This window comes from Ruegeria profundi, from assembly GCF_049800715.1.
GTDB lineage: Bacteria > Pseudomonadota > Alphaproteobacteria > Rhodobacterales > Rhodobacteraceae > Ruegeria > Ruegeria profundi_A.
Genome location: NZ_JBNAFO010000011.1, coordinates 1 through 19,575, shown reverse-complemented (window position 1 = coordinate 19,575; position 19,575 = coordinate 1). Strand labels below are relative to the sequence as shown.

Annotated in this window: 17 protein-coding genes, 2 tRNA genes and 1 pseudogene; 10 read left to right on the top strand and 10 right to left on the bottom strand. The window is 57.6% G+C overall.

Annotated features, from left to right (window positions below; all coding sequences use genetic code 11):
• Positions 1-214 precede the first annotated feature (214 nt).
• The 3 genes from ACP15L_RS16965 to ACP15L_RS16955 all read left to right on the top strand — a co-directional run bounded on the left by ACP15L_RS16965 (position 215) and on the right by ACP15L_RS16955 (position 4,013).
• Complete coding sequence (locus ACP15L_RS16965) at positions 215-1,450, top strand: DUF3179 domain-containing (seleno)protein (RefSeq protein ID WP_425085075.1); 1,236 nt, start codon at positions 215-217, stop codon at positions 1,448-1,450.
• Positions 1,451-1,461: 11 nt separating this feature from the next.
• The gene (locus ACP15L_RS16960) at positions 1,462-3,126 is read left to right on the top strand and encodes a sulfatase-like hydrolase/transferase (RefSeq protein ID WP_425085074.1); all 1,665 of its coding nucleotides are present in this window, start codon (positions 1,462-1,464) and stop codon (positions 3,124-3,126) included.
• Positions 3,127-3,194: 68 nt separating this feature from the next.
• The gene (locus ACP15L_RS16955) at positions 3,195-4,013 is read left to right on the top strand and encodes a hypothetical protein (protein ID WP_425085073.1); all 819 of its coding nucleotides are present in this window, start codon (positions 3,195-3,197) and stop codon (positions 4,011-4,013) included.
• A 40-nt stretch (positions 4,014-4,053) separates the two neighbouring features.
• On the opposite strand, the gene ACP15L_RS16950 is transcribed toward ACP15L_RS16955, so the two are convergent.
• Positions 4,054-5,049, bottom strand: a complete 996-nt coding sequence (locus ACP15L_RS16950) for a quinone oxidoreductase family protein (protein WP_425085072.1) — start codon at positions 5,047-5,049, stop codon at positions 4,054-4,056.
• A gap of 91 nt (positions 5,050-5,140) precedes the next feature.
• Between ACP15L_RS16950 and ACP15L_RS16945 the strand changes: the two genes are divergently transcribed.
• A complete protein-coding gene (locus tag ACP15L_RS16945; protein WP_170689200.1) occupies positions 5,141-5,977 on the top strand; it encodes a LysR family transcriptional regulator in 837 nt (278 codons plus the stop codon).
• Positions 5,978-5,979: 2 nt separating this feature from the next.
• Here ACP15L_RS16945 and ACP15L_RS16940 read toward each other — a convergent pair whose 3' ends face one another.
• The 5 genes from ACP15L_RS16940 to ACP15L_RS16920 all read right to left on the bottom strand — a co-directional run bounded on the left by ACP15L_RS16940 (position 5,980) and on the right by ACP15L_RS16920 (position 10,158).
• Positions 5,980-6,675 (bottom strand): SDR family oxidoreductase, encoded by a 696-nt coding sequence (locus ACP15L_RS16940; protein WP_425085071.1) that lies wholly within the window; start codon positions 6,673-6,675, stop codon positions 5,980-5,982.
• Positions 6,676-6,685: 10 nt separating this feature from the next.
• Entirely contained in the window at positions 6,686-7,195 is a 510-nt protein-coding gene (locus ACP15L_RS16935) for a nuclear transport factor 2 family protein (protein ID WP_425085070.1), read from the bottom strand.
• A 60-nt stretch (positions 7,196-7,255) separates the two neighbouring features.
• Positions 7,256-8,209 carry an alpha/beta hydrolase gene (locus ACP15L_RS16930; protein ID WP_425085069.1) on the bottom strand — a complete coding sequence of 318 codons (954 nt, stop codon included), beginning with the start codon at positions 8,207-8,209 and terminating at the stop codon, positions 7,256-7,258.
• Positions 8,210-8,322: 113 nt separating this feature from the next.
• Positions 8,323-9,210 (bottom strand): helix-turn-helix domain-containing protein, encoded by an 888-nt coding sequence (locus ACP15L_RS16925; RefSeq protein ID WP_425085068.1) that lies wholly within the window; start codon positions 9,208-9,210, stop codon positions 8,323-8,325.
• A gap of 51 nt (positions 9,211-9,261) precedes the next feature.
• Positions 9,262-10,158 carry a LysR family transcriptional regulator gene (locus tag ACP15L_RS16920; protein ID WP_425085067.1) on the bottom strand — a complete coding sequence of 299 codons (897 nt, stop codon included), beginning with the start codon at positions 10,156-10,158 and terminating at the stop codon, positions 9,262-9,264.
• Between the two features lie 118 nt (positions 10,159-10,276).
• Here ACP15L_RS16920 and ACP15L_RS16915 point away from each other — a divergent pair, with 118 nt between their 5' ends.
• From ACP15L_RS16915 to ACP15L_RS16900, 4 genes are all read left to right on the top strand, one after another.
• The gene (locus ACP15L_RS16915) at positions 10,277-10,771 is read left to right on the top strand and encodes a nuclear transport factor 2 family protein (RefSeq protein ID WP_425085066.1); all 495 of its coding nucleotides are present in this window, start codon (positions 10,277-10,279) and stop codon (positions 10,769-10,771) included.
• Positions 10,772-10,791: 20 nt separating this feature from the next.
• Positions 10,792-11,184, top strand: coding sequence for a nuclear transport factor 2 family protein (locus ACP15L_RS16910; protein WP_425085065.1), 393 nt, complete (start codon positions 10,792-10,794; stop codon positions 11,182-11,184).
• Positions 11,181-11,783, top strand: coding sequence for an NAD(P)H-dependent oxidoreductase (locus tag ACP15L_RS16905; RefSeq protein ID WP_425085064.1), 603 nt, complete (start codon positions 11,181-11,183; stop codon positions 11,781-11,783). Before ACP15L_RS16910 ends, ACP15L_RS16905 begins: the two co-directional genes overlap by 4 nt.
• Positions 11,784-11,894: 111 nt before the next feature.
• Positions 11,895-13,052, top strand: a complete 1,158-nt coding sequence (locus ACP15L_RS16900) for an adenylate/guanylate cyclase domain-containing protein (protein WP_425085063.1) — start codon at positions 11,895-11,897, stop codon at positions 13,050-13,052.
• Between the two features lie 135 nt (positions 13,053-13,187).
• On the opposite strand, the gene ACP15L_RS16895 is transcribed toward ACP15L_RS16900, so the two are convergent.
• Positions 13,188-13,262: transfer RNA gene (locus tag ACP15L_RS16895), tRNA-Gln, on the bottom strand.
• Between the two features lie 240 nt (positions 13,263-13,502).
• On the opposite strand from ACP15L_RS16895, the pseudogene ACP15L_RS16890 reads away from it, so the two are divergent.
• Positions 13,503-13,727 (top strand): annotated as a pseudogene (locus ACP15L_RS16890) (integrase core domain-containing protein); the annotation flags it as partial.
• 1,029 nt (positions 13,728-14,756) lie between these two features.
• On the opposite strand, the gene ACP15L_RS16885 reads toward ACP15L_RS16890, so the two are convergent.
• The 3 genes from ACP15L_RS16885 to ACP15L_RS16875 form a co-directional block, all read right to left on the bottom strand.
• Positions 14,757-14,833 (bottom strand) — tRNA-Met (locus ACP15L_RS16885).
• Between the two features lie 73 nt (positions 14,834-14,906).
• Entirely contained in the window at positions 14,907-15,890 is a 984-nt protein-coding gene (locus ACP15L_RS16880) for an alpha/beta fold hydrolase (RefSeq protein WP_425085062.1), read from the bottom strand.
• A 1-nt stretch (position 15,891) separates the two neighbouring features.
• Positions 15,892-17,364, bottom strand: a complete 1,473-nt coding sequence (locus ACP15L_RS16875; protein WP_425085061.1) for a flavin-containing monooxygenase — start codon at positions 17,362-17,364, stop codon at positions 15,892-15,894.
• 472 nt (positions 17,365-17,836) lie between these two features.
• Between ACP15L_RS16875 and ACP15L_RS16870 the strand changes: the two genes are divergently transcribed.
• Positions 17,837-19,575: BCCT family transporter (locus tag ACP15L_RS16870; protein ID WP_425085060.1), on the top strand; the 1,739-nt coding region annotated here is incomplete at its 3' end.

Here is a 19,575-nt window from a genome sequence, read left to right as displayed (position 1 = left end):
TGACATCCGGCGCCTGCGCAGCTCAGACACGGTCTTTGCGCAAATCTGCGCTGACTTTGAAAGCTTGGCAGCTCTTCTACCCTGCGATGCAAGTGACCCAAGAAATTCTGATCTTATCGACAGCCTCCGAGGGCTTGAGGACGAAATCAAAACTTACCTTTCCTCCCATTCGACCCCACCCGAGGGCTAATCAAGACGCAAAAAGGCGATTCAAATGTTGGCCAATCTTCTCTTCTACGTCGGGCTCCTCGTGTCGTTGACCATCGGGTTCATGTATTTCCGTGATCTCGGTGACGTCAGCCAGATGGTGCTGAAGGTCAAGCGCAACAACATGATCCGCTTTATCCGGAATGAGAACACCTATCTTGCCGCGGGATTCGCCGGGCTTGTGCTGATGCTTGTCGGGCATTTTCTTGGTGGCGGTCCGGGCTGGCTGTTTTTCCTCGGCGTACCCGCGGTGACACTGGTGATCATATTCCTGTTCGTGTTTCCATGGGTTTGGGTCCATATCGGTCTGCGCAACCAGCAAAACACCGCCCGCTACTATCCGATTTCTGAGGCGCAGCAATTCATCAACCCATCCGCCAGTGTTCTAGTGATTGAAAACAACGGCCACGCGCGGGCGCACTCCGACGCCCAGCTGATGCGCCCTCATCTGGCCGGAAACGATAAGGGGTTGGGCGGCGATGACATCGTTATGACCTATTGCGCCATGGCCAATCTGGGTCAGGCCTACAAACCCGAGATCCACGGCAAACGTCTGGATCTTGAGGTGATGGCCCAGCACGGCAACAACCTGATACTGCGCGACAACACCACCGGAGAGCCGATCCAGCAGATCTATGGCCGCTTCGACAGCGACGCCTCGAGAACAGCGGCAATGCAGCCATGGCCCACCTTTCGGATGAGCTTTCGGGGATTTCAAAAGGCCTATCCAGATGGTGAGGTCTTTTTGAACAAGCCCTCCTCGAACCCGCTTCTCAGGTTGTTCGACACCTTTACTGAAACGGTTTTCTCCTCGGGCATCGCCAAGCAGCACCAAGAAGAAGCGCCGGTCATGGATAACATGAGCCACAGCGACAACCGCCTGCCCAACAAAACCTATGTCTGGGGCATCACGATCGGTGACGATGCAGTTTGCTGGACCGATGATTTCCTGGCCGAAAATAAAGGACTGATCAACGCCACGGTTGGCGGGCGTGACGTCGTGGTGTCCTACGACCCAATCTATGAAAGCGTTGGCGTCTGGTACAATGACAGCGGCGCGCCCATCACCCATGTCGATTTCTTCGGACACGCGGATTGCGGCCAACTGACCCGTGTTGAGACCCTTCGATCGGGCATGTTCTGGCATGTCTGGGTCGAGTTCTTCCCCGGAACGGATATCAACCGCTCCGGCCCGCCCCACACCACATCTGACCCCCGCCAGACCCCCGCCCAAAGCGAATGAGGATTGTTGAAATGAAAACCCTATCCAGCCTGTCGGTGCTGTTCTGTCTATCGGCCACGATCTCAACCGCTCAGGAAGCGCCGATCATCCATGATGCCGAGTACTACATCCTCGAAGCGCAGAATGCCGAACAATGGGCTGCGGACAATGCCGAGGTTGACCAGTTGCTCGAAGACTTCCGAAGCTCGAACGACGGCAAGCCACCCAACATCATCAATATCCTGATTGACGATATCGGCTTTGGCGATCTGGGTATTCCGGAACTGAACGCGGTGCGCGGGTATTCCACGCCTCATATCAACGCCTTCTCGGACGAAGCGATGCGCATGGTGCGCATGTATACCGAACCCTCCTGCACACCCACACGGGTTGCGATGATGACCGGGCGGCTCCCGGTTCGGATGGGCATGGGCGACACCACCGTGGATATCGCCGGGTTCGGCCTGCCCGCAGACGAAGTCACCTTGGCCGAAATTCTGTCGGATGCGGGCTATGCGACGGTGCATGTGGGTAAGTGGCACATGGGCGACATCCCCGAGGCCTGGCCCCATAACCAAGGCTTCGATTGGGCGGGGTTCCCGGTTCACCAGCAGGGCCAACTGACAATCTATAACGATGATGCGATCAAGGAACAGGTCTCGGTCGGGATAGCGGATTTCGATGACCGTTTCGTACTCGACGACTTCTTTCGCCCCGACCCCGCCGCTATGGTCACCGGTCTTGAAGCTGAACGCGGTGGTCTTGCGCGCGAAGTTGACATGACCGCGGGCGAGCGCTGGACCGCCGAAAAATATGACGAAATGAACCAGCGCTATCAGGATCAGACGCTTGAAAAAATGCGCGAGCTGGCTGGCGGGGACGCGCCTTTCTTCCTGCAATATTGGCCACTCATTCCGCTGGATAACACGCGCGCAGGTCGTTCGGGGCCGCAATCGCCGAACGGAGGGCTCTATGTCGACAAGATGCAGCAGCTCGACAGCTGGCTGGGCGATATCTTCAACGAGATGGAGGCGCTTGGCCTGGCCGACAACACCATTGTCATTGTGATGGGCGACAACGGCCATTTCACCAAGTATTCGCCGCAATCAGGGTTTACCCCGATGGTTTTCGCCGGTGGCAAAGGTGATGTGTCCGAGGGCGGCATTCGGGTCGACAGCTTCATCCGCTGGCCCGGTATGATAGAGGCCGACGGCATCGTCGGAGATATCGTCCACGTCTCGGATCTCTATACCACGCTCGCGCGGTTCGCCGGGGCCGAAAGCGGCATTCCTCGGGATCGGCTGGTGGACGGTGTCGACCAATCCTCGCTGCTGCTCTTGGGTGAAACAAAAGGACGGCGCGACCACCTGATCGTCTATTCCGTCCACACCCCCCGCGCGGTCATCAAAGATCAACTAAAGCTGCGCATTCCCGGAGCCGGGGAGAGCGCGATTCTAGCCGATTTCTTCGATGTCTACCGCGACACGCATGAGAAATACCCGGTTTCAACCGAGGTTGGGGCTTGGGGCGGGCAAGAATTTGTCCGTATTCTGGGGCGCCATCTGAAACGCAAGGAAAAATACCCAGACATCGAACCTGCCCGTGGCGTGCCTTACGAAGGCATCGAAAATCTTCGCCCCGAAACTGAAGCCGCTGTCGAGGCCTTTCTGCTCAAACAGTCTTCGGTTGGCAGATGATCGTATGTCCGGAAACTGACGCCTTGCAGCAAGGTCGTCGCGCAATTTGAAAGTAAGGAGATTCACCAATGGCAATCAGATCCACTGCTGCGATCGCAGGCGTCACGACCCTGTCCTGTTTACTGTCGAGCGCAGCATACGCTCAGTCCCTGCCGGCACCGGGTCAGACCGAAGAGGGCTGGCGACACACTCTTGGCTTTTACCTGTTCACCCCGCTCCGTACACATGGAACGTCAACCGTCTCGGGCGTTTCAGCCGATATCGACCTCGATCTTGGCGACGTGCTGGATGTTCTCGATTTCGCAGCGGCCGGGCGGTATGAGGCCTGGAACGGAGACTTTGGGATCATCGTTGACGCCAATTACGTCGGCATCGGAGAGGACACCACTCTCCCCGGCCCCGCCGCAACTGCAGTGGATGTAGATGTGCGCCAAAAATGGTTTGCGGTCATGGGTGCCTATCGCGTGGCGGATGGGACCTATGGTGCCAACAACCAGCGATACACCGTCGACCTGCAAGGCGGCATTCGCTACAACTCGATCCGGCAGGAAATCAGGTTCACGACTCCGGGGCCGACGAACCCGCCCACCCAAGGCGGTGACGAAGGCTGGATTGAGCCCGTTGTGGGTGCCCGGGGCATGTGGCGTCTCAACGACCGGTGGACCACCATCGCATCGCTGGAACTTGGCGGGTTCGGAGCCGGAGGCAACGATCTGCAAGTCGGCGCAAATATCGGCTTTGACTATCAGCCGTGGGATCGAACCGCGATTACCTTTGGCTATCGATATTTCAGTGTCGACTACAGTGATTCAACGTCAACCGGCCCGTTCGCCTATGATGTCACGCAGCAAGGGCCCTATGTGGGGCTAAAGGTCTTTCTCAATTAGATCCAAACGCCTTTCCGTGCCTCGTTCTTGCCGGGCTCGATCACTCTATGCTTAGAACCAGTTTGCCGGTGGTTTCACCGGCTTCCAAACGACGGTGCGCCTCGGCGGCTTGGGCAATGGGTAGGATGCTCACCTGCGGGCGCAGAACACCCGCTTGCAACAATTCAAACACCGTGGCCATATCTGCGCTGAACTGATCGGGGCGGTTGACGAAATAAGTGTATATGTCGCTAACCCGGACCGAAATCGACTTCTGGAAGTGCTTCGCCAAATCCTCGGCAAAATTACCTGCGGGCGGACCGGCAAGGAACCCGAACAGAACTGCAGTGCCCAAGGGTGCCAGAGCGTCGAGGTCTGATTTGAGGGTTTCACCCGAGATCGGGTTCAGCGTCAGATCCACGCCGCGCCCTACGGTGAGGTCCATCACCCGCTCGGTGACATCCTCGGTGCGATAGTCGATGACGTGATCGGCACCTTGATCTTTCGCATATCCAACCTTGTCGGTACTGGTCGAAGCGATCACCGTCATGCCCAGATGCTTGGCAATGTGTAGCGCCATGGTGCCAACACCCCCGGCTGCGGCGTGAACCAGAACGGATTTACCAGCTGCCGCGCCGCCCAGATTGACCAGCATGTGGTAGGCGGTCATGCCATTGACGGGGATTGCGGCTGCGGTTTCGAACTCGACAGTATCGGCCAGCCGGGTAACGTACGGAGCACCAATCACCGACTGAGTGCTGTATCCACCGGCTCCGATCGGCCCCATCCACGCCACGCGGTCCCCGACAGAGAATCCTTCGACCCCCTCGCCCAGCGCCTCAACCACTCCGGCCCCCTCGACCCCAGGTACATGAGGTAGCTCGGGCATCATCCCCTCGAGCATTTCACCGCGACGGATGATCGTGTCGATGAAGTTGACCGCCCCGGCCTTGTTGCGGATCAGGATTTCCCCGGCATTGGGGGTCGGGGTCGCACGGTTGGTTTCGCGCAAAACATCTGGTTTGCCGGTCTGGGTGATTTCAATAGCGAAAGGCATGAGCTGTCTCCTTCTGTTGCGCGGAAGGTAGAGGCCACGTCGCTGGATGATAATAGTTGATATCAGGAGAAATAATCCCAAAAATAGAATAATGATCTACAACGACCTTGCCCTGTTTACAGTCGTCGCAAACCATCTCAGCTTTTCCAAAGCTGCGGAGCGTCTGGGGATACCGCTCAGCCGTGTCAGCCGCAGGATTGCAGAGTTAGAGGACCATCTTGGCACCAAACTGTTTGAGCGAACGACGCGGCAGGTGCGCCTGACGGAAGAAGGCCGCCGCCTTCTGGATCAATGTCAGGACCCGATCGAGGCTCTGCAAGGTATCGCAGGTTTTACGGACGACACGAGGCGCCAGAGCATCCGCATCACAGCGCCCCCGCTGGCCGCGCGCACGACCATTGGACCTCGGTTGTTGGATTTTGCGACACGAAATCCGGATGTGGCGTTTGAGATGACCACAACCAATGTCATGCTGGACTTCTTTCGCGACAATATCGATCTGGCCTTCCGCCTCGGCCCCTTGACGGATTCCAGCCTTGTCGCGAAACGGCTTTGGTCAGTTCCCTACTGCTTTTGCGCAGGACAGGGCTTCATTCGAGAGCGTGGGCTGGACAGGTCGGTATCCAGACCAGACTTTCTTGCTTTGCCTGCCTTGAATGCGGGTCAACCCTGGGCGCTGGAGAGCGGGGAAACACTGCACCCGAAGCACATCGCCCACAGTTTGACCGACCTTGATGTCATTGCGCAGGCCGCCCGTCGCAACCTGGGTGTCGCGATGCTGCCTTCAGATATGGTAAACGGCGAACTGCAACGGCTTGAGGTCACGGATGCCCAACCAATGACGCGGGACATGTTCGCCGTCTATCCCAGCCGCCGCCTGTTGCCCGCGCGGGTCAGGAAGCTGATTGATTTCATGACGCCCGGCTGAACCTACCAATCAATTGCGACGCCATCGCGAAAGAACCCTCCGGTCGGGCCACCTTTCGGTAAGGTCGCTGCCCAGACAACGCCCCTGGCACCCTCGGAAATCGGACGCCCCCCGCCGCCCATATCCGTGGCAACCCAGCCGGGACACACGGCGTTCACGAGAATGCCCTGAGGTTTCAAGGCGGCAGCGGTCTTGAGGGTCAGCGCGTTCAGAGCCGCTTTGGACACGCCATAACCGGGCGTTCCGGCGGACATGCTGATCAGCGACCCCGCCCCAGACGACACGTTGACGATCCGGGCATCTGTTCCTCGTTTTAACAGTGGCACCGCCGCAATCGTGGTCTCCCAAGGGCCGAAAAGGTTCGTATCGAACGCGCGACGCACTCGGTCCAAATCGGCGAGGTGGACCTGTTGGTCGGTGTCGTAGTCCACACCAGCGTTGTTCACCAAAACATCAAGGCGGCCATAGGCCGATTCAACCATCAAGAAGAAGGCGGCCGCGACAGAGTCCGGACTAGAGACATCCAGTTGCAAGGCTTCCGCCCCATATCCGATCTCATCCGCGGCAGCCTGCCCTTTTGCCAGATCGCGCGCACCCATCAGAACCTTCATCCCATGGTCCCGGGCCAATTGGCGCGACACTTCTTTGCCAATACCGCGGTTGGCGCCGGTCACGAGTGCGATACGCTGACTGGTCATGATCCCTCCTTCAATTCGCCTCGGCAGCGCGCTGGCTGGCAAGAGCCACAAGCCCACGGTCACCGGATTCCCAGATTGCCGTCATGGTCATTGATGTGACAAGCCAGCGGTCGTCTGATTTCTCAAGCTCATAGTCATAGCGACCACCCAGCACCCACAAGGCGTCATCAAGACGATGGGTTGCGGTGAAATCGGCCTGTGCCGTGGCGGATTGATCGGACAGAGAGGTTACAGTGTGATTGGTCACCATGTGGTGCGTCGCGTCGAAACCAGGAAGAAAGGCGGACCATCCAGCCACAAGCTCGTCGGCGGATTGTGTGACCGGGTCTCCGCCCCAGAGGCTGGTGTAATCCGTCGTGACTGTATCGGAAAACGCGCTGCGCACGCGGGTCCAGTCGTGGCGATCAGCACCTGCCGCGATATCGGTGATTGCGGTCGAGATATCGGCTTGCTGCTCGGCAAACGCTGCGGTTCCGATCATTGAGACGGCCGTAAGGGTCGATGTGAGTTTTCTACGCATGAGAATGCTCCGAATGGATGAGGGTGGACGCCAAACGATTGCTCGGCGTCCTAACAGGGCTTAGTTGTTCGAACCGGCGCGAAAATGGTCAGCGACGGTATCGGCCGCGCGGGTGACATCCTCGGGGTTGTCGTAGAAGTCGAACTGCGTGACATCCTCCAACCATTGAGCTGTCGCGTCGCCTGCGAAACCGGTAAGGAAGGTCTGCACGCCCTGTGGGATCGCTGCGCTTTCCGAGTGCACAATTGCCAGCGGCTTATCCAAACGCTGCGGATTGTCGGCGGGGTGATAGGTCAGCCAGCCTTCCCAGCCCGCATTGTTCCACTTGTCGTCATATTCCGGTATCCCGCCTCGGTCGGCCTCATAGTAGTATCCGCCGATCGGCATCAGCACGCCCTCGGCACCCTCGGGCCCTGCGGCAGGAATGATCTGGCCACCAGCGGCCTCGGCAGCGTGAGACACCTCGATCAGCCCGGCGACACCTTCTGCGCCGCCATAGACCGCCTCGACGATCTCTTCATTCTGCAACCAAGGTGCAACCAGACCGAGCCGCTGAACCAGCGGATTGCCGGAGACCGCATCGACCATGTACCCAGCCGAGGCGCAAATCCCCAGACCGTTGATGTGCTCGGCGTCCACTTCGGGCAGGGTCGCGACGAATGCGATGGCCGCTTTGATGTCCGATGTCTTGGCCTCGGGGCTTTCAACGAAGCGCACGTTGTTCGGCAGATCACCCGATTTGCCCCAACCGCGGAAATCAAAGGTGAAGGCGGCAAAACCGCGCTCGGCCATTTCTCGGGCATAATTCGCAGGCATTTGTTCCTGAACCGAGGTCCAGGCCCCGGTCACAACGACGGTGGGTAGCGGTTCAGATCCGCGCTCTTCCGGCAGGTACAGCGTGCCGGACAGCATAGCGCCTTCGTTCTCGAAGGTAACGGTGCGGGTTTCAACCTGCGCGACGGCAGCCGTTGATGCCATAAGCGCTGCGGCGGTGTTCAGAGCGAGGGTGTTCATAACGATATCTCCCAAAATCTGTCTGGATGGGCACAAGCCCGATGACACCTGAGATACGCTGTCGACGGCAGTGATACTTGCACCGGACTGCCGCGTTTTTGAAAGATTCTGCTTTAGACGGCATTCGCCGCGCGAAACGCGCGCGGGGTCTGCCCTACCACCTGTTTGAAACTACGCGTGAAATGCGCCTGATCCGAGAAGCCACAGGCCAAGGCAATATCGCCCAGAGGGCGCGCAGGGTCTTCGATCATCTTCATCGCCTGTTCGACCCGGTAGGCCATGACATATTGCATGGGGGTCGAGCCCAGCGTTTCCTTGAAAACCCGCGCAAAATGCGAGGGGCTCATGCCCGCCTCAGAGGCCAGTTGATCGACCGTGATCGTTTGGTCCAAACGGTCCTGCACGTAGGCCAGCACCCGTTGATAGTGCTGAGAGGTAAAGCGAGCAGATAACTCAACTTCTTCAGCGCGGCGTTTGCCGTATTTCTGCAGCAGCTTGACTAGAAATACCCGGCTCATGGCTTCGAACATCACCGCCGAGGACATATCATCGGTCGCAAGCGCATCGCGTAAAATGACGCCCGCAGCGCATAGGTCAGGATCAGAAAACTGCGGCTGATCGTGAAACTGCTCCGGCGCCAGAAGCATACCGAGTTCCGACTGAGCAAAGCGCTGGACCTTGTCCGGATGCAAGGTGATCACGATCACGTCGGACTGCCCGTACCATCGCCACCCCGACCGCATCCCTGCCGGGGTCACGATGACTTCGTCTTTGCAAAAGGTGAAATCCCGTAGCGTGCCGTCCCGCCAGTTTTGCACACGATGCCCTTGTTCCTGAAGGTTCAGAAGGACGTGGTGTTCCGAAAATACCTCTTCCGGCATCCGATCAGGTTCGGCCCGAAAATACCGCACGGACATCAAACCAGCCGCCGAAGGGCGCTGCATCGCATCACTGTTCAGCAACGGTTCTGACGGGTAGATATCTGCGTATCTTAGGGGCAATGGGCGGCTCCGGCTTGCAATGCTCGATATGTGGGTTCTGCGCGCGCAGGGTCAAACGCTTTTTTGGCGCTTTATGTGGTCGATGAACAGCCTCAGGGGCATCATGGATTTATACTCGCGTGGGAAATACATGAAAATACTGGGGGTGGGGCCCAGATGGTCCTCAAGAACTGGTGTCAATACTCCGGTATCAATCAGTGGGGCAACATAAGCCCTGAAGGTATAGGCCAACCCTAACCCTCTTTTCGCCAGATCGACGGTTGCAGGAAGGGCGTTCGCGATCAGATTGCCCTGCACATCGACGGCATATTCCTCCTCACCCGATTGAAAACTCCACGGGGCAATCTGGCCCGAGGATTGGAACCTATAGCGTATACAAGTGTGCCCCAGCAGATCACGCGGCGTTTCCGGGATGCCCCGAGCCGCCAGGTAATCCGGGCTGGCGACGACGGTCACCGGAAGCGGCGGCGTCAACCGCACCGCCACCATGTCCTGCGCCACACGATCCCCCAGACGGAATCCAGCATGCAACTCCTCGCCCAATATGTCTGAAAGCGCATCCGTCAACGACAGTTCCAACTCGATCTCGGGATACGCGGCGCAAAAACTCTTGAGGATCGGACCCACGTAAAGGTGGTAGGCAAATTCCGGCATCGCCAGTTTCAACGTGCCCCGCGCGGCGTGACCGGTGCTACGCGCGCTTTCCACGGCCTCGGAGAGTTGATCAAAGGCAGGCCCCGCGCCGCGGATCAGGGCGCGCCCGGACTCGGTCAGGCTGATCGAGCGCGTTGTCCGAATGAAAAGCGCGGTGCCCAACTGGTCTTCCAACGCTTTCAATTGATGGCTAACGGTCGATGGCTTGATGCCCAGACCTTCGGCCGCAGCACGCAGCGATCCGTGGCGCGCGATGGCGGTAAAGATTTCAAGCGTGGCAAGTGGCAGGCGCATAGAGTTCCCGAACATTCTTATTATTCGATATCATACATGAAAGAAGTGCCAACAGGGTGAATTATCACGCACTACCGGGATTATTATCTTCGTGTCATCGTATTCAGGAGGACACAAGATGAACACTCTGACCAAAGTTGCTGCCCTCACCGCTGCTCTGATCACAGGAGAGACCGCCATGGCCGCATCCCCAGAAGACAATATCAAGGTCGTACAGGAGTTCTTCGCCGCCTATGGCGCCAGTGATCTGGACGGTATCGCAGCCGTGATGGACGAGAACGTCAAATGGCACATCCCGGGCCGCCATCCCTTGTCCGGCACCAAGACCGGTCGGGACGAAGTGCTAGCCTTTTTCGAACAACTGGGCACCGCTGGTTTTCAGGCAGAACCCATCTATTTCGGGGCCGACGAGACCCATGTGGTTGATATCCACCGTGGCTGGTCGAACGCCGATGGCAAACCAAATGTCGATACGACCTGGGCGCTCGTCTATCGGATCGAGAATGGCAAGATCGTCGAGGCAACCAACCTGTCCGCCGATCAGGACGCGGCAAACACGTTTTTCTGGTCCCAATACTCGTTGGCTCCGGTCCCTGAGCGACTGGCCAAGTAAACCATCAACAGGTGATTCAAGTGACCAATTACCCCGAAATCCGCGGTTTCATCGCCGACTGGTTTGCCCGGTTAGACAGGCTGGATCCGATCGACGCGTTCCTGCCTGACCTCCACCCAGATGTGGACTGGGACATGCCTGATATCGATACCACACTCAGCGGGCATGATCGCGTGCGGGCCTGGTATCGTGGCGTGCTTGAAACCTTGAAACGTCCAACAGAGCACCACGTTAGCAAGATCACAATCACGCCCGGCGCAGCCCAGTTCGAAGTTCTGTTTCGCGCGACGACCATTGCGGGGGACCACATTGAAGCCCGCGTTCAGGAAGACTGGCGCTTTGAAACCCGACCTGATGGCCGCCCGCTGATCACCCATTACTCCGCAACACTCCTGCAAGAGGCAGTTACATGAAAACCCTTGTCCTCACCGCTCACCCCGACCTGAACAAATCGCGCATCAACCGCGCCTGGTTTGATGCACTTTCAGAAGCCGCCGACGTGACAACCCGCGATCTGACCGCCATTGGCGACGGTGAGTTGCGCTTTGACATCGAAGCCGAACAAGCCCTCTTGCTGGCCCATGACCGGATCGTGTTCCAGTTTCCATTCTACTGGTATTCTGCACCCCCGGTGATGAAAGCCTGGATGGATCAGGTGTTGAACTATGGCTTCGCCTATGGGCCGGGCGGTGACAAATTGAAAGGACGTGAGTTCCTTATCCTTGTTTCGACCGGAGGTCCCGAGCACAGCTATCACGCGGGCGGATACAACAACTTTACAATAGCCGAGTTTCTGAAACCGTTCCAACAGACGGCGAACTTGGCCGGAATGACGTATCTAAGGCCTTTCGTGGCCCATGGCATGGCGGTGGCAACTCGAGAGCAGATTGAAGAGAACGTGCCCCTTATGCTGGCCTATTTGAGCGATCCCGAATTGGACCCCAAGGTGAGACAGGCCCGTTTGCTCAAACAATTGGAAGACGACCCGTCACTGGCAGCGGCGGTAAGCTGAGGTCGACCTATCCTGCGCCGGACAGAAAACACATGTTTTTCAGCCGGCGCGGGTTCTCTAACGTCCAATGACAGGTAAACTATCAGCGCGGAACAAGGGTGTGAGACCACGATGGCCGAGACTGATCACCTGAACCACTGGTTGATTTCCGGTGGTCGCCTGCTGGGCGACGAGAGGCTTATCGTCAAAGGGTATTGTGAAGGGTTGACCGCGCTTGGCGTGCCCTTGACCCGCGCAAGGATCGCGCAGAATTACTCAAACCCCTTGCTCAGCGCGTGGGGGATTATCTGGACACCCGAGGAGACCCGCCGCTACACCGTGCCGACCACGGTTTTGTCGACCAGTGCGTGGCACGGCAGCCCGTTCGAATATGTTGTCACCCAGCGGCGCCCACTACGCAAACGCCTGACTGATCTTGACGTTCTGGAGGAACATCCGGTCTATGCCGAGCTGGCTGAAGCAGGCGCCACCGACTTTCTGGCCATCCCGCTGGAGCACGGCAACGGCTCGGTTCAGGGCACCAGCTTTACCTCAAACGCAGGTACTGGGTTTTCAGACGCGCATATCCGCTACATCGAAGACACGCGATACGCACTTGCCGCAGCTTTGGAACCCATTGCGATGCGCCAATCGCAAAAGAGCCTTCTTCGGACCTATCTGGGGCACGGCCCCGCCGAAGAAATTGATCAGGGGCACATAAAGCGCGGAGAACACAGAACAGTTTCTGCCGCAATCCTGTTTGCGGATCTGCGCGGCTTTACCCAAAAGGCCTCAACCTGGTCCGAGGGCGATTTGCTTGCCATGATGGGTGAGTATTTCGAGATGGTTGTGTCGCCCATCCAGGAAGAGGGCGGTGACGTTCTCAAATTCATGGGGGACGGCATACTAGCCGTTTTCAACATTGATGACGACGCGGAAGCCTCGTGCAGATCTGCGGTGCAGGCCGCAGAACTCGCCCTGACCAACCTGCGCGACTACAACGAGACAGCCGCCGAAAAGGGAAACGAGCCCATCGAGTTCGTCGTCGGCATTGATTTCGGTCGCGTCACCTTTGGCAATATCGGCAGCCCTGATCGTTTGGATTTCACCGTCGTCGGTCAGGCTGTGAACGTGGCCAGTCGCGTTCAGGAACTGTGCAAGAAACTGAACGAAAAGATACTGGTGACTCGGAGCGTCGCAGAGCACATGAATGGTAGCAAACAGTCAGCTGGCTATCATTCTATCCGCGGCTTGCAGAAGAAAATTGAGGCTTTTGCGATCCGAGCATAGCTCTTCAAAGTCAACTTTTCGCCGAATAAAGTTGTTTGCGTCGAACCTATCGCAAGGATTTATCGTTTACACAGCGCAAATGGAGCACATGCCTATTGGCTTGGACCAAACGGAAATAGTTTTTGGTGAGGAATATGGCTGGGGTGGTAGGATTCGAACCTACGATACACGGTACCAAAAACCGCTGCCTTACCACTTGGCTACACCCCATCGGTGAGCGGCTGTCTACGATTGTTGCTGGCAGGGTTCAAGAGGATTCAGATAAAAAAGTGGGCCGTCTAGAAAAAATTTTGGTCGCGCTTGCTGCTGCGTCCGCGGCGGGGTTCCTTTGACCTGTTTTCGACACCGATATCGCCAAGCGCCAGTCTCGGGATAGACAAACAAGGGCACTAAGATCCCTCGGAACTTAGATCCTGTGAGTTCGAATTCAGGCCTGGCACTGTCACCTTTGCTGACCTCGGTGCCCGGACGGCTTACGTTGAATTTGGGAGCCCATGGCGGAACGGATACTGCGAAAGCTTCAATGGCCGTGTCAGGGACGAGCTACTCAACGGCGAAATCTTTACAACCTGCGCAACGCACAAATCCTGATCGAACAATGAAGGAGACACTACAACACAAAACGCCCCCAAAGTGAATTTGGGCTATCGTCCGCTAGCGCCCGAAACCATCGTAGCGATGAATCACAGGCCGATGATGCACTATCAATCAACTTGGACCAGTCAGATTAGGCTGCACACTAAACAATGGGCCGCTCAGGATCGCCTCAAGGGTGATGCGACGTCAGACCCGGCTGGGTTGCGGATCTCCATTCGTGAACCGAATGTTAACGGCCTGTTTTCTGCGTGTTCAACCGTGTTCTTTAATACTCCTGTATGAATCCTTGCCTGAAAAGTCTGATGGCCGAGATACGCAATGAAATTCGGGGGGTAAATGGATGTTGGACCTTGCTTTGACCTTTTCAGCTACTTCAGTTTGGGTTGCCGTTGGTTTCTTGTCAGGGTTTTCTTTTTTATTGACTTGAAGGAACCGTTTGGCAGATGCACGCGCCCTCAACCCCTTACACCGCTGCAATGAACGCATTTCAGTTAGAAAGCGAAGACGCCGACGGCTACGCGGCGATGTGGGCCGCTTGTCAACTCATGGCTTTGCTTGAAGATAGGCCGGAACTAATGAAGGAATTTGCGGACTTGTGGGCGAAAAAGTGGAAACTCAATACACATTCGCACTTTGACGCAGACCCCATGTAGCACCTTTTTGCATCGCGAAATCTGAGTTTTAAAGGCTGACTGGTACGGGGAAATACCGGCCCGTCCAGCAAGGTCCTGTCCCACTAAATTCAGTGGATTTACAGCGGCCATTTGCTCCACCAAGTCACGAATAGGGAAAGCCCACAATAGCCGGAGAGGCCCCCAATATGCCCGTCGGCCAAGCGAACGGGGTTCGGTCACAGCAATTACCTTAGGATCTGCGGAGACTACTTAAGATCAGTATTGTGTCACTTAAGTAGAAGCGCATTCGAGGCAACCGACTCGCAAAGATGCAAACATTCGGCGAAATTGGGCAGCTTTGGATGAAGAAAAACAATCGACTAAGTAACAATCGCTCCGAAGCTAAACCTAGAGCGCGGTGTGCGTAAAAAATAGTAGGTTCAAGGGAACTCGAAAAATACCTGATTACCAACAATGTATTGAGAGAGGTATTTGGTAGCGGAGGAGGGACTTGAACCCCCGACACGCGGATTATGATTCCGCTGCTCTAACCAACTGAGCTACTCCGCCATGAGTGAGAGGCGATTTAAGGGAGCGGTCAGGGAGGGTCAAGAGGGAAAACACCCCCAACTTACGGATTCTTTCAGTTCGTCGGCTGCCCCTCATGCGGAATAGCGGCGCTCGCCACAATGCCAGAGGCGACACCGGCGATGAAAGCGGCGCAGCGGTCAGGCTCGGTGATCAGGATCATGTGCCCTGCCCCGTCAATCACCTCGTATCCCAGCCCAAAGCGCTCCATCGGAGGGCCGTGGTGAGGGGCCGACAGGATTGCATCCTCGGTGCCATAGAGGATGGCACCCGGTGTCCGAAGCGCATCATAGCGGGCGACTTGCTCGGAGATGCTGAGATCAACGCCGATCACATCCTCGGACGCCGTGACAAAGGCCGAGGGGCGCAGGCCAAGGGCGCCTCCCGCGCGATCCAGAAAATCCGAAGGCGGCGTTTCCGGGTCGAACACTGCGCCCAATGTATGCGGTGCGGTTTTTGCTGCGATGGGAACGGCCAGCGTGTTGCCAATCAAGCGTCGCAGCCATTGCGTGCGAATCTCCAACGGTTTGAAAACCGCTGGCGTTCCCGGCAGTTTTTGGGTCAACGGGGCAAGCAGCGCCAGCCCGCCTACCCTTTCGGGAAAGTCCAGCGCCATCGCGAGCGACACCGCTCCGCCCAGTGAATGCCCAACAAGAATCGCGCCGGAGACCTCTTTTGCCGCAAGAAACTCGGCAATCATCCGCGCCTGCTCTGACAGTCGGGCCAGATCTGCGCTGTCGCGTATGGAATACCCGCATCCCGGTCGATCAAGGGCGATGACGTGGTACTGCTCGGCCAGTTTGTCGACCAGTGCGTAGGTATAGTGCTGCAATTGACCCGCCAGCCCGTGGATCATCACGATGGTTTGCGCGTTCGGGTCGCCTTTTTCCACGTAATGAATACGCCCGCCGCGCACCGGAAGGATTTGCCCCATCTGCGGAACGGTTTTCAGCCCCTCACGCATCAGGCTGCGAGTCCACAGGTTCATCGCCAGCAGAAACACCGCGAAGATGGCCAATAGAATAAGAAGCGTCGTCATATCAAACCTCGCTGCCTGCGGCGGGAACCGGGGCGTATTGCTCTAACCCGGATTGTGCCATGCGTTTTTGGAATTCCGCAACTGTTCCGGGCCACAGAGTCGTGTTGCGCCCTTCGGCATCCTGATACCACGACGAACACCCTCCGACCTGCCAGACACTGTCGGCGTGACGGTCCTGCATTTCCTTGGTAAACGCGGCTTGCCGTGCGGGGTCGGGAACAACCGCCTCCAGCCCTTGGCTTTGCATCCCGTCCAGAACACGGCCGATATGGCCGACCTGAGCCTCAATCATCAGCACGACCGAGTTGTGGCCGAGGCCCGTATGAGGCCCGAGCAGTATGAAGAAATTCGGAAATCCTGCGATGGCAGTGCCCAGATTGGCCTGCATCCCCCTCACCCATGCATTGCGCAATGTCTGCCCACCTGTCCCAGTGATGTCGAGGCGTTCGACCATATCAGTGACATGAAACCCGGTGCCCCAGATCAGGATATCAGCCTGTGTTTCGCTACCATCGGCTGCGATGATCCTGTCTCTTTCAATCGAACGGACTGCTTGCGATATGACGTCGACATTGTCGCGCGCAAGCGCCGGATACCAATCGTTCGAACTGAGGATCCGCTTGCAGCCAATCCGGTAATCTGGCGTCAGCTTCTCGATTTCGGCAGGGTCTGAGATCGCGCGTTCAAGCTCTTTTCGCCACAACTTCATGGCATATTGCACCATTCGCGTTTCACCGCGGAACACCCGATGGCGATACTCGAAGATCGCGAAGATCAGCTTGCGCCGCAGTCGCGGCAACAAAGGAATCCGCGCGTAAAGCCTGCGAACCCAAGGCGCGATCGGGCCGTCAGGACGCGGCAGAACATAAGGCGCGCTGCGTTGGAAAATCGTGACATGGCGGGCCGTTTTGGCGATCTCTGGTACGAATTGCACCGCCGAGGCACCCGTTCCGACCACTGCTACGCGCCTACCCGCGACCGAGACGTTGTGATCCCATTGCGCAGAATGAAACGTCGGGCCCGGAAAACTGTCGGCCCCTGCAATGTCCGGAATACTGGGATGATGCAACGCACCGATGGCCGAGACCAGAAACCGCGCCGACCAGATCTGCCCAGACTGCGTTTCGACCTGCCAGCGCGCGCCATCCCATTTGGCCGACTTCAACTCCTGCTGAAAATGACAGAGGTTGTAGAGGCCTTCCTGGCGCGCAACATCCTGCAAATAAACCTGAATCTCGGCCCCTGCCGCATAGGCGCGGCTCCAGTTCGGGTTTAGGTGCGTGGCCATCGAATAGAGGTGCGAGGGGATATCGCAGGCAACACCGGGATAGGTATTCTCGCGCCATGTCCCGCCGACATCACCAGCCTTTTCCAGAATGGCAATGTTGCGGAGGCCACGTTTGCGCGCCTCAAGCGCCATGGTCAGCCCGGAAAATCCGGCCCCGACGATCAGCATATCAACCTGGTGATCCACGCCCTCACCCCTCTTCAAGACGACCAGAGTGTATTGGCAAAGACTATAAGCGCAGGCGGCGCCCTGAACAGCGTCCCGTTGGGTAATGCCGCCAAACTAGCACTCGCATACGCTGAGTGTGACGTGCCACTATGTCGTTTTCGACGAATTCGATCAGTCAAAACGCCCCTTTTTGGCGATGAGGCTCACAGAATCCGTCGTCATTGCGACCGAAAAGGTCGGAATCCGGAGCACCACACACGCAAAGAGTGTCTAGCCTTCCCAACCAACCCACATAACCAAAGACGCCTTTTCGGTGTCCGTTTAACATCGAAATCACAAGGAAAAATTCAAGGCGCGACAGAACCTGAGTGGGTCAGGATTTAAAGCCGCGCGCCTGACCGACCGGTGCGATCACCGCAAAAACATAAGAGAAGAGCCTGCAAACAGAAAGGCCTTCCACCCTATCAAATCGACAACACGGAGGAAATTGATGTCGATTAAAGAACCGTTTACGGATTTGGACATTAAGACCGCGGATAGTGGTTTTTATGAGAATAACAGCGTTCCGATTGCGCTGATCAGTAAGGGTGTGATGGTAGCCCTTGTGCTTTGGGCGCTGATTTTTCCGGCGAACGCGAATAGCACTCTGGGCAGCTGGAACTCTCAGATTCTGGAGGTCTTCAACAGCTTCTACGTGGTCATCGTGGGGCTGTTTTTCTTCTTTCTGGCCATCGTTGCGCTGCTGCCGGCCACCGGCAAGCGGGTGATGGGGACGCCCGGCGAAAAGCCCGAGTTCTCAAATTTCTCATGGTTCTCGATGATGTTTGGGGCGGGTCTGGGTGTGGGCCTGATGGTGTTCGCCACCGCCGAGCCTCTGGGCCTGTGGGGCTCGAACCCCGTGGTTGTCGCTGGCGACGTCCCAGGCAATGAGCCCGAGGCGGTCCAGTCGGCCTATCGCTACACCTATCTGCACTACGGCTTCCACGCCTGGGCGATCTACGTGGTGACCGGCCTGTCGCTGGCCTATTACGCCTATACGCGCAACATGCCGCTGACCATCCGCTCGGCGCTGACGCCGCTGTTCGGCAAGCTGATGAACGGCTTCCTGGGCCATGTGGTCGACGTTCTGGGCGTTGTGGCAACGATCCTGGGTGTGTCGGTCACCATCGGCTATGGCGTCAGCCAGTTCATCGACGGTGTCTATGCGATCACCGGGATGGAGTGGATCATGGACCTCAATGGTGAAGTTCCGGCCCCGTCGAAGGTTGGCCTGATTGCAGGTCTGCTGGTGATCATGGGCCTGTCGATCATCTCGGCCGTGTCGGGTGTTGGACGGGGTGTTAAGTACCTGTCGAACCTGAACTTGGTGCTGTCGATCATCCTGCTGGGCACATTTGTCGTCTTCGGCTCGTTCGTCTTTGCGATGACCACCTATGGCACCGCGCTGGTGGACTACATCCTGCACTTCCTGTCGCTGAGCTTTGGCGCCTACGGCCCGCTCTCGGCCGAGGCGTTTGCAGCGGCTCTACCGGCCGAGGCTCAGGCCCATGCGGATGCCCTGATGGGTGGCGCGACCAATGCCTGGGGCAGCTATGACGGCTTCAAGAGCGGCCTGGAAGGCGCGGCAGCGGAACTCGACGAGGCCACTCTGGCCGCGGCCTATGCCGCCGGTGAGCAGGGTCGTCAGTTTGGCTGGCAGGCAGGCTGGACCACGTTCTACTGGGCCTGGTGGATTGCGTTCTCGCCCTTTGTTGGCCTGTTCCTGGCGCGCATCTCGAAGGGTCGCACCGTGCGTGAGTTCATCCTGGGCTGTGTCTTCGCACCGGCGCTGGTCTGCTTTGCATGGATGACGGTTCTGGGCGGCACCGCGATCGATCTGGAACTGGCCGGTGAAGCCGGAGGCGCGATCATCGGGGCCTCGAACACCAACAAGCTGTTCGTGACGCTGTCCTACATGATCGACGGTGGTCTGTTGTCGATGCTGAACGTGATGTGCGTTGTGCTGATCATGACCTTCCTGGTGACCTCGGCGGATTCGGGCATCCTGGTGATGAACACGATCATGTCGGGCGGCAGCCAGGAGACGGGCATCAAGCACCGCATCATCTGGGGTCTGATCCTGTTGGCGGTGATCGGCGCGCTGATCCTTGCAGCGGGTGAGAACAACCCGATGGACGCTCTGCGCAACGCGATGATCATCGGCGCGCTGCCCTTCACTATGGTGATGGG

Coding starts and splice junctions, on each gene's coding strand:
- ACP15L_RS16880 (WP_425085062.1), bottom strand. CDS start 15,890: ATGACGACGCTTCTTATTCTATTGGCCATCTTCGCGGTGTTTCTGCTG.
- ACP15L_RS16935 (WP_425085070.1), bottom strand. CDS start 7,195: ATGCGTAGAAAACTCACATCGACCCTTACGGCCGTCTCAATGATCGGA.
- ACP15L_RS16920 (WP_425085067.1), bottom strand. CDS start 10,158: ATGCGCCTGCCACTTGCCACGCTTGAAATCTTTACCGCCATCGCGCGC.
- ACP15L_RS16960 (WP_425085074.1), top strand. CDS start 1,462: ATGAAAACCCTATCCAGCCTGTCGGTGCTGTTCTGTCTATCGGCCACG.
- ACP15L_RS16945 (WP_170689200.1), top strand. CDS start 5,141: ATGATCTACAACGACCTTGCCCTGTTTACAGTCGTCGCAAACCATCTC.
- ACP15L_RS16915 (WP_425085066.1), top strand. CDS start 10,277: ATGAACACTCTGACCAAAGTTGCTGCCCTCACCGCTGCTCTGATCACA.
- ACP15L_RS16950 (WP_425085072.1), bottom strand. CDS start 5,049: ATGCCTTTCGCTATTGAAATCACCCAGACCGGCAAACCAGATGTTTTG.
- ACP15L_RS16930 (WP_425085069.1), bottom strand. CDS start 8,209: ATGAACACCCTCGCTCTGAACACCGCCGCAGCGCTTATGGCATCAACG.
- ACP15L_RS16940 (WP_425085071.1), bottom strand. CDS start 6,675: ATGACCAGTCAGCGTATCGCACTCGTGACCGGCGCCAACCGCGGTATT.
- ACP15L_RS16900 (WP_425085063.1), top strand. CDS start 11,895: ATGGCCGAGACTGATCACCTGAACCACTGGTTGATTTCCGGTGGTCGC.
- ACP15L_RS16965 (WP_425085075.1), top strand. CDS start 215: ATGTTGGCCAATCTTCTCTTCTACGTCGGGCTCCTCGTGTCGTTGACC.
- ACP15L_RS16905 (WP_425085064.1), top strand. CDS start 11,181: ATGAAAACCCTTGTCCTCACCGCTCACCCCGACCTGAACAAATCGCGC.
- ACP15L_RS16955 (WP_425085073.1), top strand. CDS start 3,195: ATGGCAATCAGATCCACTGCTGCGATCGCAGGCGTCACGACCCTGTCC.